Source organism: Exiguobacterium sp. s95 (genome assembly GCF_018618655.1).
In the GTDB taxonomy this organism is placed as follows: Bacteria; Bacillota; Bacilli; order Exiguobacteriales; family Exiguobacteriaceae; genus Exiguobacterium_A; species Exiguobacterium_A oxidotolerans.
This window is the reverse complement of the sequence record NZ_JACSMM010000014.1, coordinates 1-14,782: the sequence shown is the minus strand read 5'-3', so window position 1 is coordinate 14,782 and position 14,782 is coordinate 1. Positions and strand designations below refer to the sequence as shown.

The following is a 14,782-nucleotide window of genomic DNA, read 5'->3' as shown; positions in this document are numbered from 1 at the left end:
TTTTTTAGTATAGTAGATTCGAAAAGGGGATGCGTACATCATGGAAACGATTGCTCCTGTTCCGAATGAACCGCTCATCGTCGGCGTATCCGGAGGCTGCGACTCGATGGTGCTCGCGCATCTGTTGCACGAGGCGAAGTTTGATCTTTTAATTGCCCATGTCCACCATGGTCTTCGTGCAGCATCGGATGAAGAAGCCGCGTTTGTCGAAAACTGGGCTTTTGAACGTAATATCCCGTTCCGGACGACTCGTTTAGAATGGGGTGGACAACGGGTGAGTCAAGCCCGTTGTCGCGAGAAACGGTATCAGTTTTTTGAAAACTTAATGGAAGAGACGAACCGGAGTCACTTAGTCTTAGCACATCATCGTGATGATCAACTCGAGACGTTATTGATTCAGTTGTTGCGGGGTGAAGCGACGATCGACGGGATTCCGATTCATCGCCCGTTCGGTCCCGGTCAGTTGCATCGTCCGCTGGTGAACTGGACGAAACAGGAACTGACGGCTTATGCGACGCGTCAACAAATCGAGTGGCGTGAGGATGCTACAAATGCGGAAACGAAGTACTTAAGAAATCAAATCCGGCATGATATTTTACCAAGGCTCGCTCAAGTGCGCCCGGGGTTCGAAGAAGCGACGGTACGTGCCGCACGGCTTCGTCAAACGATACAGGACGAGCACTTAGCGTACGTCGAAGCATTAGTAGCGCGACATACGACGGAGGATGGGATAGTAATCGATGAGATCAACCAGCTGCCGACAGATTTGAGACGACTCGCTTTACAAGTGCTCTTACCGGATGTCCGGTTGACATCAGAGGATTTCGATCGCTTTTTAGCATGGCTCCGAGTAGATATGCCCTCGAGCGAAGTGTATTATGGAAACTGGAGGATTCGCCGCGCGTACGGATACTTGACCTGTATCGAGAAAGATACGACAGATTCTGCACTTGAATCGTTTCAAGTAGGGGCTGATTTGGGAACATACCGTTATGGTGAACGAGATGTGACGTTTTCATACGGGGATGCAGGGATTCCGTTAGCGGAAGTTACTTTCCCGCTGACGGTACGAAGTCAGTTGCCAGGGGACCGGATACAGCTAGAAATCGGAACGAAAAAAGTGAGCCGGATTCTAATTGATGCGAAAGTACCACGTTATCTTCGGGCAGAAGTTCCGGTCGTCGTCGACGCCACGGGTCAAGTTTTAGCGGTCGTCGGACATCGAATTGCAAAATTCGGGTCATTTGAACTCCTCGCACGGTCTTATTTAATGATAGAATGGTAATGTAGTGTTTAAAATGGAGGAGGAATACCTAGCATGACCTTAATGAATGATATGGAGAAAGTACTGATTTCGGAAGAAGAGATCCAACATAAAGTCGGTGAACTCGCGGGTGAACTGACAGCAGATTATGGTGATCGTTTTCCACTGCTCGTCTGTGTCTTAAAAGGCGCAATGCCGTTCATGTCTGATCTCGTCAAAAAGATGGACATGCACCTTGAGATGGATTTCATGGATGTTTCGACATACCACGGTGGAACGACATCGACAGGCGAAGTTAAAATCGAAAAGGATTTGAACACATCTGTAGAAGGACGTGACATCCTGATTGTCGAAGATATCATTGACAGTGGATTGACGCTTGGATACTTGGTTGATCTCTTCAAGTACCGTAAAGCAAAATCTGTCAAAATCGTGACATTGCTCGATAAGCCGTCAGGTCGCAAAAATGATCTTCACGCGGATTATAGTGGATTTGTGATTCCACACGAGTTCGTCGTCGGTTACGGTCTCGACTATGAAGAGAAATATCGTAACCTGCCATATGTTGGTGTGTTGAAGCCGGCAGTCTACGGTGGCTAATTATTTTTAATCTTGACTGTCACATGATAAGATGAAACCAATTACAAAGCGCGCTTTGCCGCGTCAGGATTCGTATCAGTTGATGAAGGTATGTCAGTTGGTGCGGAGAGGAGGCATAAGATGAACCGAGCAGTGAAGAATACCCTCGTGTTTGGGGTCATTTTTCTAGCTTTGATCTTGTTTCTGCAATACTTGCAGAGTCCAGTGAACAAAAGCAAAGAAATCAATTACACACAGTTTGTCGAGTCGGTTGAAAAAGGTGAAATTAAGACGGCTACCTTCCAGTACGAAGGACAGACGTATAATGTGACTGGTGATTTACGTGAAAAGGATTCGACGTATGAAACGGTTGTTCCAGCTGTTGATACGGAGTTAACGGATCTTTATACACAATTGCGCAGTCAAGGTGTCAATATGGACTTTAAAGCAGCAGAGACGAATGGCGGTTGGATCGCGTTACTGACGACGATCGTCCCGTTCATCATCATATTCATTCTCTTCTTCTTCTTAATTAATCAAGCACAAGGTGGCGGCGGCGGTGGCCGCGTGATGAACTTCGGTAAATCAAAAGCGCGCCTCTATGATACGGAGAAAAAGAAAATTACGTTTGAAGATGTCGCTGGTGCAGACGAAGAGAAACAAGAACTCGTCGAAGTTGTTGAATTCTTGAAAGACCCACGTAAATTTGCACGTCTCGGTGCACGTATCCCTAAAGGGGTCCTTCTTGTCGGTCCTCCAGGTACAGGTAAAACGTTACTTGCACGTGCAGCGGCAGGTGAGGCTGGCGTTCCATTCTTCTCGATTTCAGGTTCTGACTTCGTTGAGATGTTCGTTGGTGTCGGGGCGTCACGTGTACGTGATCTCTTCGAAAATGCAAAGAAAAATGCACCGTGTATCATCTTCATCGATGAAATCGATGCAGTCGGTCGTCAACGTGGCGCAGGTCTCGGTGGCGGACATGATGAGCGTGAACAAACATTGAACCAACTTCTCGTTGAGATGGACGGATTCAGTGAAAATGAAGGCATCATCATGATCGCAGCAACGAACCGCGCTGATATCTTGGACCCAGCCTTGCTTCGTCCAGGTCGTTTTGACCGTCAAATTACGGTTGAGCGTCCAGATGTCGTCGGTCGTGAAGCAGTTCTTAAGGTACATGCACGAAATAAACCACTCGACTCAACAGTCGATTTAAAAGCAATCGCACAACGGACACCAGGATTCTCTGGTGCTGATCTTGAAAACCTGTTGAACGAAGCAGCACTCGTTGCAGCGCGTACCGACCGGGATAAGATTTCCATTGTCGATCTAGAAGAAGCGATTGACCGCGTTATCGCTGGACCAGCGAAGAAGAGCCGGATCATTTCGCCGAAAGAGAAAAAAATCGTTGCGTGGCATGAAGCAGGTCATACGATCATCGGTGTCACACTTGATGATGCGGATGAAGTGCATAAAGTAACAATCGTTCCTCGTGGGAATGCCGGCGGTTACGTCGTCATGCTTCCGAAAGAAGATCGTTACTTCATGACAAAACCAGAACTTGAAGATAAAATTACCGGATTGCTTGGTGGTCGTGTCGCGGAAGATATCGTCTTTGGTGAAGTATCGACTGGAGCAAGCAACGACTTCCAACGTGCGACAGGACTCGCCCGGAAGATGGTGATGGAGTTCGGGATGAGTGAAAAACTCGGACCGCTTCAGTTCGGTTCAGGTCAAGGCGGAAATGTCTTCTTAGGACGTGACTTCCAAAATGAACAAAACTATTCGGACGCGATTGCGCATGAGATTGATACAGAAATCCAAGCGATCATCAACCGCTGTTACCAAAAAGCGAAAACGATCTTAACGGAAAAACGTGATCAGCTTGATTTGATTGCGACAACGTTACTTGAAGTTGAAACGCTGGATCAAAAACAAATTCACCACCTTATCGAGACAGGTGAATACAAGAAGAACGAGCCAGAAGTGGTAGCTGAACAAACGGAAGACGAGAAGAAACCGGAATCGACGACTCCTGTCATCGATGAACCGACAGAATCTCCGACACAACGTGGTTCAGTCATCGACGAAGGTCAAAATGTGGACGTAGAAAAGCCTGATCAACCACGCCGTGATGATCAAATTTAATCGCTGACACAACAAGACAGGATCAGTGCCCGCTATGCGGGTGCTGGTCCTGTTTTTATATGCCGTGATGCTTGCGCACTTCGGTAGGTGAAGCTTAGCCGACGTGGTATAATCACAACGTATATTGCAGGTATCGTATAGAAAAGTGGGGAATCAGTCAAATGATCTTAGTAATTGATGTTGGAAATACGAATATCGTACTGGGTGTCTATGCTGGCGAGACATTGGTCGAGCACTGGCGGATCGCAACCGATCGGACGCGGACGACCGATGAGTACGGGATGCTCGTCAAAGCCTTGTTCCGGGATGCAGAGTTAAACGTGGAAGAAATCGAGGGAATCGTGTTATCATCTGTCGTACCCCCCGTCGTGTTTCCACTGGAGAACATGTGCGTCCGTTATTTCAATCGACGCCCGTTCGTGATTGGACCAGGTATTAAAACCGGACTCGACTTAAAAGTCGATAACCCAAGGGAAGTCGGGGCGGATCGAATCGTCAATGCGGTCGCCGCGACGGTCAAATATGATGGTCCATTGATCATCGTCGACTTTGGGACAGCAACGACCTATTGTTATATCGATTCACAAAAACGCTATTACGGTGGAATCATTTCACCGGGTGTCATGGTGTCGACTGAGGCACTTTATAACAAAGCAGCAAAACTGCCGCGCATTGAGATTGCGAAACCACAATCCGCGATTGGGCGGAATACGATTCATGCGATGCAGTCAGGGACGTATTTTGGATATGTCGCGCAAGTGGACGGTCTTGTCCACCGGATGAAAGAAGAAATGGGTGAAGCAAAAGTCATCGCGACTGGTGGGCTTGCCCGATTAATCAGCGAGGAATCCGCAACGATTGAAATCGTCGATCCATTTTTGACGCTTGACGGGTTGCGTATTATCTACGAACGAAATAAGTGAGGGAATAAATAATGAAACGTGAAGAATTATTAGCACAACTAAAAGATGATTATTTAGTACGGGCGCTCGGTTTTAACGGCGAAGTCCGTGCATTTGCAATCCGTTCGACAAAGTCGGTGTATGAAGCACAGCTCCGGCACCAAACGACTCCGGTCGTCACGGCGGCGCTTGGCCGGACGCTGACAATCGGCGCGATGATGGGAACGATGCAAAAAGGCGACACACGTGTGACCCTGAAAGTTGAAGGGGACGGTCCGATCGGAAAAATCATCGTCGATGCCGATGCAAAAGGAACGGTCCGTGGATACGTCAGCCATCCACGTGTCGAAATGGATACGTACGTCAATGCAGACGGTCTGACGAAATTAAAAGTCGGCGATGCAGTCGGTCGCGGAAATATTTCCGTTATCAAAGACTTAGGTCTTCGTGACTTCGTCGGAGGGCAATCACCGATCCAAACCGGTGAAATCAGTGAAGACTTTACGTATTACTTCGCAGTCTCAGAACAAAGTCCATCTGTCGTCGGTGCAGGTGTGCTCGTTTATCCGGAAGATGAGTCGGTCATCGCAGCAGGTGGGTTAATCGTGCAATTGATGCCAGGAGCATCGGAAGAGACGATTGCTGCGCTTGAAACACGAGTGGCTGCATTAAAACCAATTTCGATTCTTGTCGGAGAAGAAAAAACACCAGAAGAAATGCTTGAACTCGTCCTTGGTGAATCATACGAAGTTCTCGATACAGTTCCTGTTACGTTTGGTTGCACATGTGACCGGGAAAAACTCGCGACAGCGATTGTTGCGCTTGGACCTGACGAGATTCAATCGATGATTGATGAAGATGGTGGAGCAGAGGCAGTTTGTCATTTCTGTTCAGAACACTATCAGTATGGCGTCGAAGAATTACAATCACTTCGTGAAAAATCGCTCGAACGAGCATAAGAGGGTCTGAAAATGGGAAATGTAAACTCTAAGTACTTGTGGATGTTGATTTTCATCTTACTGTTGACGAACTTTTTAACGGGAGCATATGCCTTCATGGGAGAACTACCGAAAGTTGATTCTCCGAAGATCGTCCAAGAAAGTATCGGTGGACCGCTTGAAGACGTCGTCGCGACAGTCGGAGACGAAGACATCACACGAGCGGATGTCTATCAAGTAATGCGTAAAGAACACGAACAAGATACACTCGATCGTTTGATTCAAGAAGCGGTAGAACGTCAATCCAAAAATGGAACGAAACCTACCGTGGAGCGCTTTGATTGACAGATTTCATCCAGTCCATTGATAATTGATTTATCGGATTACTTGGAATTAAAGGTTTTTCATTATGAGGAGGAATGGTCATGCGTATTGCAAATTCAGTACTAGATTTAGTCGGCCGCACGCCGATCGTCAAATTGAACCATCTGACAGGACCAGAGGATGCAGATGTCTACTTGAAACTGGAGTACATGAATCCCGGGTCAAGTGTCAAAGACCGGATTGCGCTGTCGATGATTGAAGCGGCAGAGGATGCTGGGAAACTGAAAGCGGGCGATACGATCATCGAACCAACGAGTGGCAACACCGGGATTGGTCTAGCGATGGTCGCAGCAGCGAAAGGATACCGGGCCATTCTCGTCATGCCAGAAACAATGAGCATGGAACGTCGAACTCTTCTTCGTGCGTACGGCGCGGAGTTGATTTTAACACCTGGTCCGGAAGGAATGAAGGGTGCAATCGCGCGAGCGACGGCGGAAGCAGAGGAACATGGTCATTTCATGCCGCAACAATTCAACAACGGAGCGAACCCCGTCGTCCACGAACAGACGACAGGACCTGAAATCGTTGAAGCGTTCGAAGGACTATCACTGGATGCCTTCATCGCCGGAATCGGAACAGGTGGGACGATCACGGGTGCTGGTAAAGTATTACGCGACGCCTTCCCGGGAATCGAAATCATCGCTGTCGAACCAACGGATTCACCTGTTCTTTCGGGTGGTAAACCGGGTCCGCACAAGCTCCAAGGAATTGGTGCTGGATTCGTACCCTCGATTCTCGATACACACATCTATGACGGTGTCGAACAAATCACGACGGAAGAAGCATTTGATCATGCGCGCCGTGCCGCGAAATCAAACGGAGTTCTCGGTGGGATTTCTTCAGGTGCTGCAATCGCTGCAGCTCTTAAAACGGCCAAACGTCTTGGAAAAGGCAAAAATGTGTTAGCGATCATTCCTTCGAATGGAGAACGTTACCTCAGTACGCCACTCTATCAAGTCGAGGAAGAAGAAGGTTCGAAACTATAATTTTTTTCAGGCACACGGAAGTCATTCGACTCCCGCGTGCCTTTTTTTGCGTATAATGAGGACAGAATACGTACAGAGGTGGGGGACGCAAGTGCGACAGACGAGATATGTAGCATTTACATGGACGAAGGAACAATTTTATAACCGTTATGTGGAGCGGACAAAAGAACAAACCGGTCATATCTGGCTCGAAAGTGGTCGTATCGGTTCCTATACGATGGCTGGTGTGCACCCGGTCGGGCAGTTACGCACGAAATCCGGACAAACGACGATTACAACACGTGATGGTGTCGAGGAACGAACAGATTCTCCGTTTTCATTAATTGAAGAAGTACGCGCGCGTCATGCATCGGCTCGTCCGGACGGGATGCCTGCATTTTTCGGTGGACTGGCAGGCTACGTCAGTTATGACGCTGTCCGGTATTTAGAGCGATTACCGGACGAAGCGGAGGACGATTTAGAAACAGCAGATATTTCGTTGTATTGGTACGATGAAGTCGCCGTGTATGACGAACAGGCAGGTCAGTTATTCGTTGCCGTGACGCGTGATACGGTCGAGGCAGCGGAAGCAGCACTTGAAACTGAAGTACTTGCTTGGAAAGTGGAGAGTCCTGCGCCAGTCTTTCGCCCGGTTTTGAATGAACGGTTAGAGCGGGGTCGGTCGTTCGAACAAGCCGACTTTGTCGAGGCGGCAGACCGCGTCAAACGTTATATTGAAGCGGGTGACGTCTTTCAAGTCAATCTTGCGGTTCGTCAACATGAACGTCTCTTAACATCGCCGGCTCATGTCTATGACGTGTTGCGGCAGGTGAACCCGTCGCCGTACATGGGCTACTTCGTCGATGAAGAGTTGACGCTCGTCTCAGCGTCACCCGAGTTGCTCGTCGAAAAAATTGGAGACGATCTCGCGACGCGTCCGATTGCTGGGACACGTCCGCGCGGGAAGGATGAAGCGGAAGACTTAGCGCTTGCGAAGACGCTGCTCGATAATGAAAAAGAGCGGGCGGAACACGTCATGCTCGTTGATTTAGAACGCAACGATTTAGGACGGGTCAGCCGGTATGGGTCCGTTCATGTCGATGAATTGATGGTGATCGAAAAATATTCTCATGTCCAACATATCGTCTCGAATGTCCGTGGGAAAGTAGCGGAACACCAAGGTGCGAGCGATGTTCTCGCAGCGATGTTCCCCGGTGGGACGATCACCGGTGCACCAAAAATCCGGACGATGGAGATCATCGAGGAGTTAGAACCGGTCCGGCGTGGTATTTATACAGGGTCACTCGGATTTATCAGTTGGGCGGACGATGCGATCTTCAACATCTTGATTCGGACGCTCGTCGCCAAAGATGGCGTCGCTTATATTCAGGCGGGAGCAGGAATCGTCACCGATTCTAGTTCAGTGAGCGAATATGAAGAATCACTCAGTAAGGCAAAGGCACTTTGGGTCGCAAAAGAAATGGCGGAGGGAACGACATGATTGTATTGATTGATAACTATGACTCATTTACGTACAACTTAGTCCAATACTTTGGGGAGCTCGGGCAAGAGATCCAGGTGTTTCGGAATGATGCGATTACACTCGAGGAGATTGAACAACTCAAACCCGATCACCTAGTGATTTCGCCAGGACCTTGTACTCCGAACGAGGCGGGCATCAGCCTTGCTGCGATCGAATACTTCGCAGGCAAGTTGCCTATCCTTGGTGTCTGCCTCGGTCATCAAGCAATCGGACAAGTCTTCGGCGGACAAGTCGTCCGGGCACAAGACTTAATGCACGGAAAAGTTTCGTTATTGTCTCACGACGCGACCGGGATGTTTGAAGGCATCGCTCAAGATACACCAGTGACACGGTACCATTCGCTTGTCGTCGAGCGGGAGACCTTTCCGGATGCCCTGGAAGTGACAGCGGAAGCAGGGGGAGAAATCATGGCCCTGCGACATCGCGAGTTACCGATCGTCGGTGTCCAGTTTCATCCGGAAGCAATCTTGACCCGAGACGGGAAACGGATGTTAAAAAACTTTTTGGAGTTGAATCGATATGTATCTTTGGCATGATGGACAGGTAGTAAAAGAAGAAGACGTTCGGATTTCACCATTTGACCATGGTTATTTATATGGAATGGGGATTTTTGAGACATTTCGTACGTATGCAGGACATCCATTTTTATTTGATGATCATATTAAACGGCTACAGATGAGTTGTGCCGCGATTGGAATCGTCATCCCCTATACGCGGGATGAACTGTTAGTTGCGATTGAGACCTTATACCGTGCCCATGCGACGACTGATTTATACATCCGCTTAAATGTCTCGGCTGGTCCCCGTGATATCGGACTCTCCGTTGAGCGGTATGACACGCCGACGGTCGTGATTTATGCGAGACCGATTGGTGCGCGACAAGCGACGGAGCGGGCGCTTGAAACGGTCCGGTTGCCACGCAGTACACCGGAAACGGCGTATCGCTTAAAGTCGCATCACTACATGAACAATCTAGTTGCGAAACGCCAACTGTTTAATCCGGAAGCGGAAGGGCTCTTCTTGACGAAGGAAGGATTCATTTGTGAAGGCATCACTTCGAACATTTTTTGGCGTTATGGGGAGAAGTGGTATACACCGTCGCTTGAGACGGGTGCCTTGAATGGGATCACCCGCCAGTTCTTGATGGAGCAACTTATGGTCGAAGAACGCCTTGCTTTATTGCCACAGTTGATGGAGGCAGACGAAATTCTCTACACGAATTCCGTTCAAGAAGCAGTCGCCGTTTCATCACTTGACGGACGAACGTTCCCGGGTCAATCGGGAAGCGGCTATCAACGTGTGCGTCAGCTATTCGATGAGGCCGTCGAGACGCGGTGGTCGAGGAGGGAAAAACGTTGACAAAAATCATGGGAATTTTAAATGTGACGCCGGATTCGTTTTCAGATGGTGGACAATACGTTGATGTCGAACTCGCTGTTCGTCATGCTAGGCAACTTGTTGCGGACGGGGCAGATGCAATCGATGTTGGTGGAGAATCGACGCGACCGGGTGCGACATTTGTTTCAGCAGCAGATGAAATCGACCGCGTTGTTCCAGTGATTCGTCGCTTGAAGCGTGAGCTCGATGTCTTGATTTCGATTGATACGTATAAACCGGAAGTCGCTGAAGCCGCTGTCCGTGCCGGTGCAGATCTCATCAATGACGTCTGGGGTTCGAAATGGGGGGATCGTTCAATGGTAACGGTCGCCGCCCGGCACGAAGTCCCAATCATCCTGATGCATAATCGGACGGAACCACACGGAACAGACGTCTTAGCTGAAGTCCGCGCCGACCTTGAAGAATCAATCCGATTAGCGAAACAGGCGGGTGTCTCGGAAAATCGGATTTGGCTCGATCCAGGGATTGGTTTCATGAAAACGTATGAAGAGAATTTATTTTTGATGCGTCACCTCGCGATCGCGACAGATTTCGGATACCCCGTCCTGCTCGGGACGTCGAGAAAGTCACTCATCGGATTGACGCTCGGACTCCCGGCGGCGGAACGGGTGGAAGGGACGATTGCGACCGTCTGTTACGGCATCCAACAAGGTTGCGAGTGGATGCGTGTCCATGACGTGAAAGAAATCAAGCGGGCCGCTCTGATGATGGACGCGATGCTTGCAGCAGAATTACCGAAGGGGGAATGAAGATGGATCGCATACACGTTTCAGGGATGCGTTTTTATGGTTATCATGGAGTGTTCGCAGAAGAAACGAAGTTAGGACAGCGCTTTAATGTGGATTTATCCATCGGACTTGATTTATCACGCGCCGGCGAGACGGACGATTTACGGGAAAGTGTCAATTATGCGGAACTCTATGAAGCGACGAAACATGTCGTCGAAGGGGAGGCCGTTCAGTTGGTCGAGGCGCTCGCGGACCGAATCGTCCGACACGTCTTTTTGCTCGATCCACGAATTTTGGAAGCGACCGTCAAAGTCATCAAACCTGATCCACCGATCGCAGGGCACTATGAGCATGTCGCGGTAGAAATCAATCGGGTTCGGGGGGATTATGCATGAACCGTGCTTACATCGCCCTTGGGTCGAACATCGGGGATAAGGCCGGGCACTTACATGCTGCAATTGAAGCGATGACGGCGTACCCGGAGATTCAAGCGATTCGCCCGTCCTCGATTTATGAGACCGTTCCTGTCGGTTACCTCGATCAAGATTTATTCTACAACATGGTCGTCGAACTTGAGACGAGTTGGTCCGCGGAGGTGTTGCTCGAGCACTTGCAGGGCATCGAACGCCAAGAAGGACGGAAGCGATTGTTCAAGAATGGACCGAGAACGTTAGACCTTGACATCATCCTTTATAATACAGATGATATACATTCAGAAGGATTAACGGTGCCGCATCCACGGATGCAAGAGCGGGCATTTGTCCTCGCGCCGTTGCAGGAATTGAATCCGCAATATGAGGTACCGCATTTAAAGAGGACGGTCGAGGAACTCTACGCGCAACTACCGGAAACGGAACGAGCGGGCGTCAGACGAATCGTGAAGGAATAGAGGGTATTGAAGAAGAGAGGAAGAGCGCTACATGTCAGGTTTTAAGATTGGTGACGTCGAACTGAACAATCGTGTCATCCTCGCACCGATGGCGGGCGTCTGCAATCCTGCGTTTCGTTTGATTGCAAAAGAATTCGGGGCAGGACTCGTCTGTGCGGAAATGGTCAGCGATAAAGGGATTTTGTATGAAAATGAACGGACGTTAGAGATGCTGTATGTCGACGAACGCGAAAAGCCGCTCAGTTTGCAGATTTACGGCGGATCGAAGGAGACACTCGTAAAGGCGGCACAGTATGTCGATGCCAACACGAATGCGGATATCATTGACATCAACATGGGATGCCCGGTTCCAAAAGTCACGAAATGTGATGCCGGTGCAAAATGGTTGCTTGATCCCGATAAAGTATATGAAATGGTTCATGCTGTATCGCAAGCGGTCGAGAAGCCCGTCACGGTCAAGATGCGGACAGGCTGGGACAGTCATCATATTTATTGTGTCGATAATGTCCGGGCAGCGGAAGCGGGTGGAGCAAAGGCGGTTGCTATTCACGGGCGGACCCGTTCGCAAAAGTATGAGGGCGTTGCGGACTGGAACATCATCGGGGAAGCAAAACGGGCAGTGCAGATTCCGATCATCGGAAACGGTGATGTGCAAACGCCGCAAGACGCGCAACGGATGATTGATGAAATCGGTGTAGATGGTGTGATGATTGGTCGGGCGGCGCTCGGCAATCCATGGATGCTCTATCAGACCATCCAGTATCTCGAATCCGGGACGTTACCAGCCGAGCCGACACCACGTGAAAAGATTGATATTTGCTTGTTGCATGCGGCACGACTCGTTGCACTGAAAGGTGAGAAACTAGCCGTTCGTGAAATGCGTACCCACGTCGCGTGGTATCTCAAAGGATTAAGTGGGAACGGGCAAGTCCGAAAAGCCTTATTCGATATTGATACCCATGCCGGTCTTCAAGAGTTGTTACGTCAGTATGTCGAAACCTTGGAAACAACCGTAGTACATGCGTGACAGGTAAAGTATAGTCGGCATTACCCGTTTTATGGTACGCTAATTGCATTAAAGATGAGCGAATCGGTTTTTTTCAAGGTGCTGTCGGTCATGCCGGCAGCTTTTTGATGCAGAATGATGAAGACCGTCGTGAACAATTTTTAGAAGGAGTGAATACAGTGAGTCAGGACATGGAAATGAATGATCAAATGCAGGTGCGTCTCGGTAAGATGAACGCGATGCGTGAGCAAGGACTCGACCCGTTCGGTGCTCGTTTTGAACGGTCAACGGATACAGCAAGCATTCGTTCAGCTTACGGCGAGAACGAAAAAGAGGAATTAGCTGAATTAAAACCGGAAGTAACGATTGCGGGACGTGTCATGACGACACGCCGTAAAGGGAAAGTTGGATTTACGAACGTTCAGGATGTGACAGGTCAAATTCAGTTATATGTCCGGAAAGACGATGTCGGAGAAGCAGCGTATGAAATTTACAAGACATGTGATTTAGGTGATATCATCGGAATCAGTGGTTATGTCTTTAAAACGAACGTCGGCGAGTTATCAGTCCATGTCACGTCGTTTACATTGTTGACGAAAGCACTTCGTCCGCTTCCAGATAAATATCATGGATTAAAAGATGTGGAACAACGGTACCGTCAACGTTACCTCGATCTCATTACAAATACGGAATCACGGGAGACATTCATCGCCCGAAGCAAAGTAATTCGAGGCATCCGTCAATATCTCGATAGTCTCGGCTACTTGGAAGTCGAAACACCGATGTTACACACAATCGCAGGTGGAGCATCTGCCCGTCCGTTCATCACGCACCACAATGCTCTTGATATGACGCTTTACATGCGAATCGCGATTGAATTGCACCTAAAACGTCTTATCGTCGGTGGACTTGAAAAAGTATATGAAATTGGTCGTGTCTTCCGAAATGAAGGAATTTCAACACGCCATAACCCAGAGTTCACGATGATTGAGTTGTATGAGGCATATGCGGACTATGAAGATATCATGGATTTAACAGAAAACCTGATTGCTCACGTCGCTCAAGAAGTACTTGGGACAACAAAAGTTACGTATGGCGAAGACGTCATCGATTTAACGGTTGGTTGGAAACGTGCCCACATGGCAGATCTCGTTAAAGAAGCGACAGGAATCAATTTCTTTGATGATATTTCGAAAGAGCGGGCCCACGAACTTGCCCATGAACACGGAATCGAAGTTCAGTCACATATGTCGACGGGGCATATCTTAAATGAATTCTTCGAACAAAAAATCGAGGAGACACTCGTTCAACCGACTTTCGTTTATGGTCACCCAGTTGAAATTTCACCACTCGCGAAGAAAAACCCAGAAGATCCACGCTTTACGGATCGTTTCGAATTATTCATCGTGCGTCGTGAACATGCGAATGCCTTCACGGAGTTAAACGATCCAATCGACCAACGTGAACGTTTCGAAGCACAGCTTGTTGAAAAGGAAGCTGGAAATGATGAAGCACACGAGATGGATAATGATTTCATCGAAGCATTGGAATACGGAATGCCGCCAACGGGTGGACTTGGAATCGGAATCGATCGCCTTGTCATGTTGCTAACAAACGCACCATCGATTCGTGACGTTCTCTTATTCCCAACGATGCGCCACCAACAAAACTAACAAACACGTTTGCTCCCTTTCTTCTATATATAGTAGAGAGGGAGCTTTATTATGAAAAATGAAGGCTCGAAAAGACATGATGGATTGGAATCAATCAGCAATAAAACGGGTAAATAATCTTTTTAAATGTTTTTCTAATAAAATGCTTGTACAATCGAAAAAGCCGTGGTATATTATTTCTTGTGCCGCAAATGGTTGTGACACACCGAAAAAAATATCAAAAAAAGTTGTTGACAATTGTGTTGATAACTTGGTAAGATATTAAAGTCGCTGAAAACGACACGACGAACTTTGAAAACTGAACGATGAGGCAAAAAACGTATCTTCGGATACAAACAATGAATGAAGCGCAAGCTTCGTCAACG

15 protein-coding genes are annotated in these 14,782 nt (G+C 48.4%); all 15 read left to right on the top strand.

Translation table 11 applies throughout. The features are described from left to right. Positions 1–40 precede the first annotated feature (40 nt). Positions 41–1,285 (top strand): tRNA lysidine(34) synthetase TilS, encoded by a 1,245-nt coding sequence (gene tilS / locus KNP99_RS14620; protein WP_214803559.1) that lies wholly within the window; start codon positions 41–43, stop codon positions 1,283–1,285. A gap of 33 nt (positions 1,286–1,318) precedes the next feature. Next, positions 1,319–1,864 (top strand): hypoxanthine phosphoribosyltransferase, encoded by a 546-nt coding sequence (gene hpt / locus KNP99_RS14615; RefSeq protein WP_012368964.1) that lies wholly within the window; start codon positions 1,319–1,321, stop codon positions 1,862–1,864. Between the two features lie 90 nt (positions 1,865–1,954). After that, positions 1,955–3,991 (top strand): ATP-dependent zinc metalloprotease FtsH, encoded by a 2,037-nt coding sequence (ftsH, locus tag KNP99_RS14610; RefSeq protein WP_407716614.1) that lies wholly within the window; start codon positions 1,955–1,957, stop codon positions 3,989–3,991. Positions 3,992–4,152: 161 nt separating this feature from the next. Then, the gene (locus tag KNP99_RS14605; RefSeq protein ID WP_088835982.1) at positions 4,153–4,914 is read left to right on the top strand and encodes a type III pantothenate kinase; all 762 of its coding nucleotides are present in this window, start codon (positions 4,153–4,155) and stop codon (positions 4,912–4,914) included. A gap of 11 nt (positions 4,915–4,925) precedes the next feature. After that, on the top strand, positions 4,926–5,852 hold the full coding sequence (hslO, locus tag KNP99_RS14600) for an Hsp33 family molecular chaperone HslO (protein ID WP_215193341.1): 927 nt from the start codon (positions 4,926–4,928) through the stop codon (positions 5,850–5,852). 12 nt (positions 5,853–5,864) lie between these two features. Then, positions 5,865–6,176, top strand: coding sequence for a SurA N-terminal domain-containing protein (locus tag KNP99_RS14595; protein WP_029332222.1), 312 nt, complete (start codon positions 5,865–5,867; stop codon positions 6,174–6,176). A gap of 80 nt (positions 6,177–6,256) precedes the next feature. After that, positions 6,257–7,201, top strand: a complete 945-nt coding sequence (cysK, locus tag KNP99_RS14590) for a cysteine synthase A (protein WP_088835983.1) — start codon at positions 6,257–6,259, stop codon at positions 7,199–7,201. A gap of 91 nt (positions 7,202–7,292) precedes the next feature. Next, complete coding sequence (locus tag KNP99_RS14585) at positions 7,293–8,681, top strand: anthranilate synthase component I family protein (protein WP_088835984.1); 1,389 nt, start codon at positions 7,293–7,295, stop codon at positions 8,679–8,681. Next, positions 8,678–9,259: an anthranilate synthase component II gene (locus KNP99_RS14580; RefSeq protein WP_214771754.1), complete on the top strand. Its 582-nt coding sequence runs from the start codon at positions 8,678–8,680 to the stop codon at positions 9,257–9,259. Before KNP99_RS14585 ends, KNP99_RS14580 begins: the two co-directional genes overlap by 4 nt. Beyond that, positions 9,243–10,082, top strand: coding sequence for an aminodeoxychorismate lyase (gene pabC, locus KNP99_RS14575; RefSeq protein WP_088835986.1), 840 nt, complete (start codon positions 9,243–9,245; stop codon positions 10,080–10,082). Before KNP99_RS14580 ends, pabC begins: the two co-directional genes overlap by 17 nt. Continuing rightward, positions 10,079–10,870: a dihydropteroate synthase gene (gene folP, locus KNP99_RS14570; protein WP_088835987.1), complete on the top strand. Its 792-nt coding sequence runs from the start codon at positions 10,079–10,081 to the stop codon at positions 10,868–10,870. The genes pabC and folP overlap by 4 nt, the downstream gene beginning before the upstream one ends. Positions 10,871–10,872: 2 nt before the next feature. Continuing rightward, entirely contained in the window at positions 10,873–11,244 is a 372-nt protein-coding gene (folB, locus tag KNP99_RS14565) for a dihydroneopterin aldolase (RefSeq protein WP_088835988.1), read from the top strand. Beyond that, positions 11,241–11,738: a 2-amino-4-hydroxy-6-hydroxymethyldihydropteridine diphosphokinase gene (gene folK / locus KNP99_RS14560; RefSeq protein WP_088835989.1), complete on the top strand. Its 498-nt coding sequence runs from the start codon at positions 11,241–11,243 to the stop codon at positions 11,736–11,738. The genes folB and folK overlap by 4 nt, the downstream gene beginning before the upstream one ends. Before the next feature lie 31 nt (positions 11,739–11,769). After that, positions 11,770–12,765, top strand: a complete 996-nt coding sequence (gene dusB / locus KNP99_RS14555) for a tRNA dihydrouridine synthase DusB (RefSeq protein WP_088835990.1) — start codon at positions 11,770–11,772, stop codon at positions 12,763–12,765. 170 nt (positions 12,766–12,935) lie between these two features. Continuing rightward, complete coding sequence (gene lysS / locus KNP99_RS14550) at positions 12,936–14,417, top strand: lysine--tRNA ligase (RefSeq protein ID WP_157898521.1); 1,482 nt, start codon at positions 12,936–12,938, stop codon at positions 14,415–14,417. Positions 14,418–14,782 lie beyond the last annotated feature (365 nt).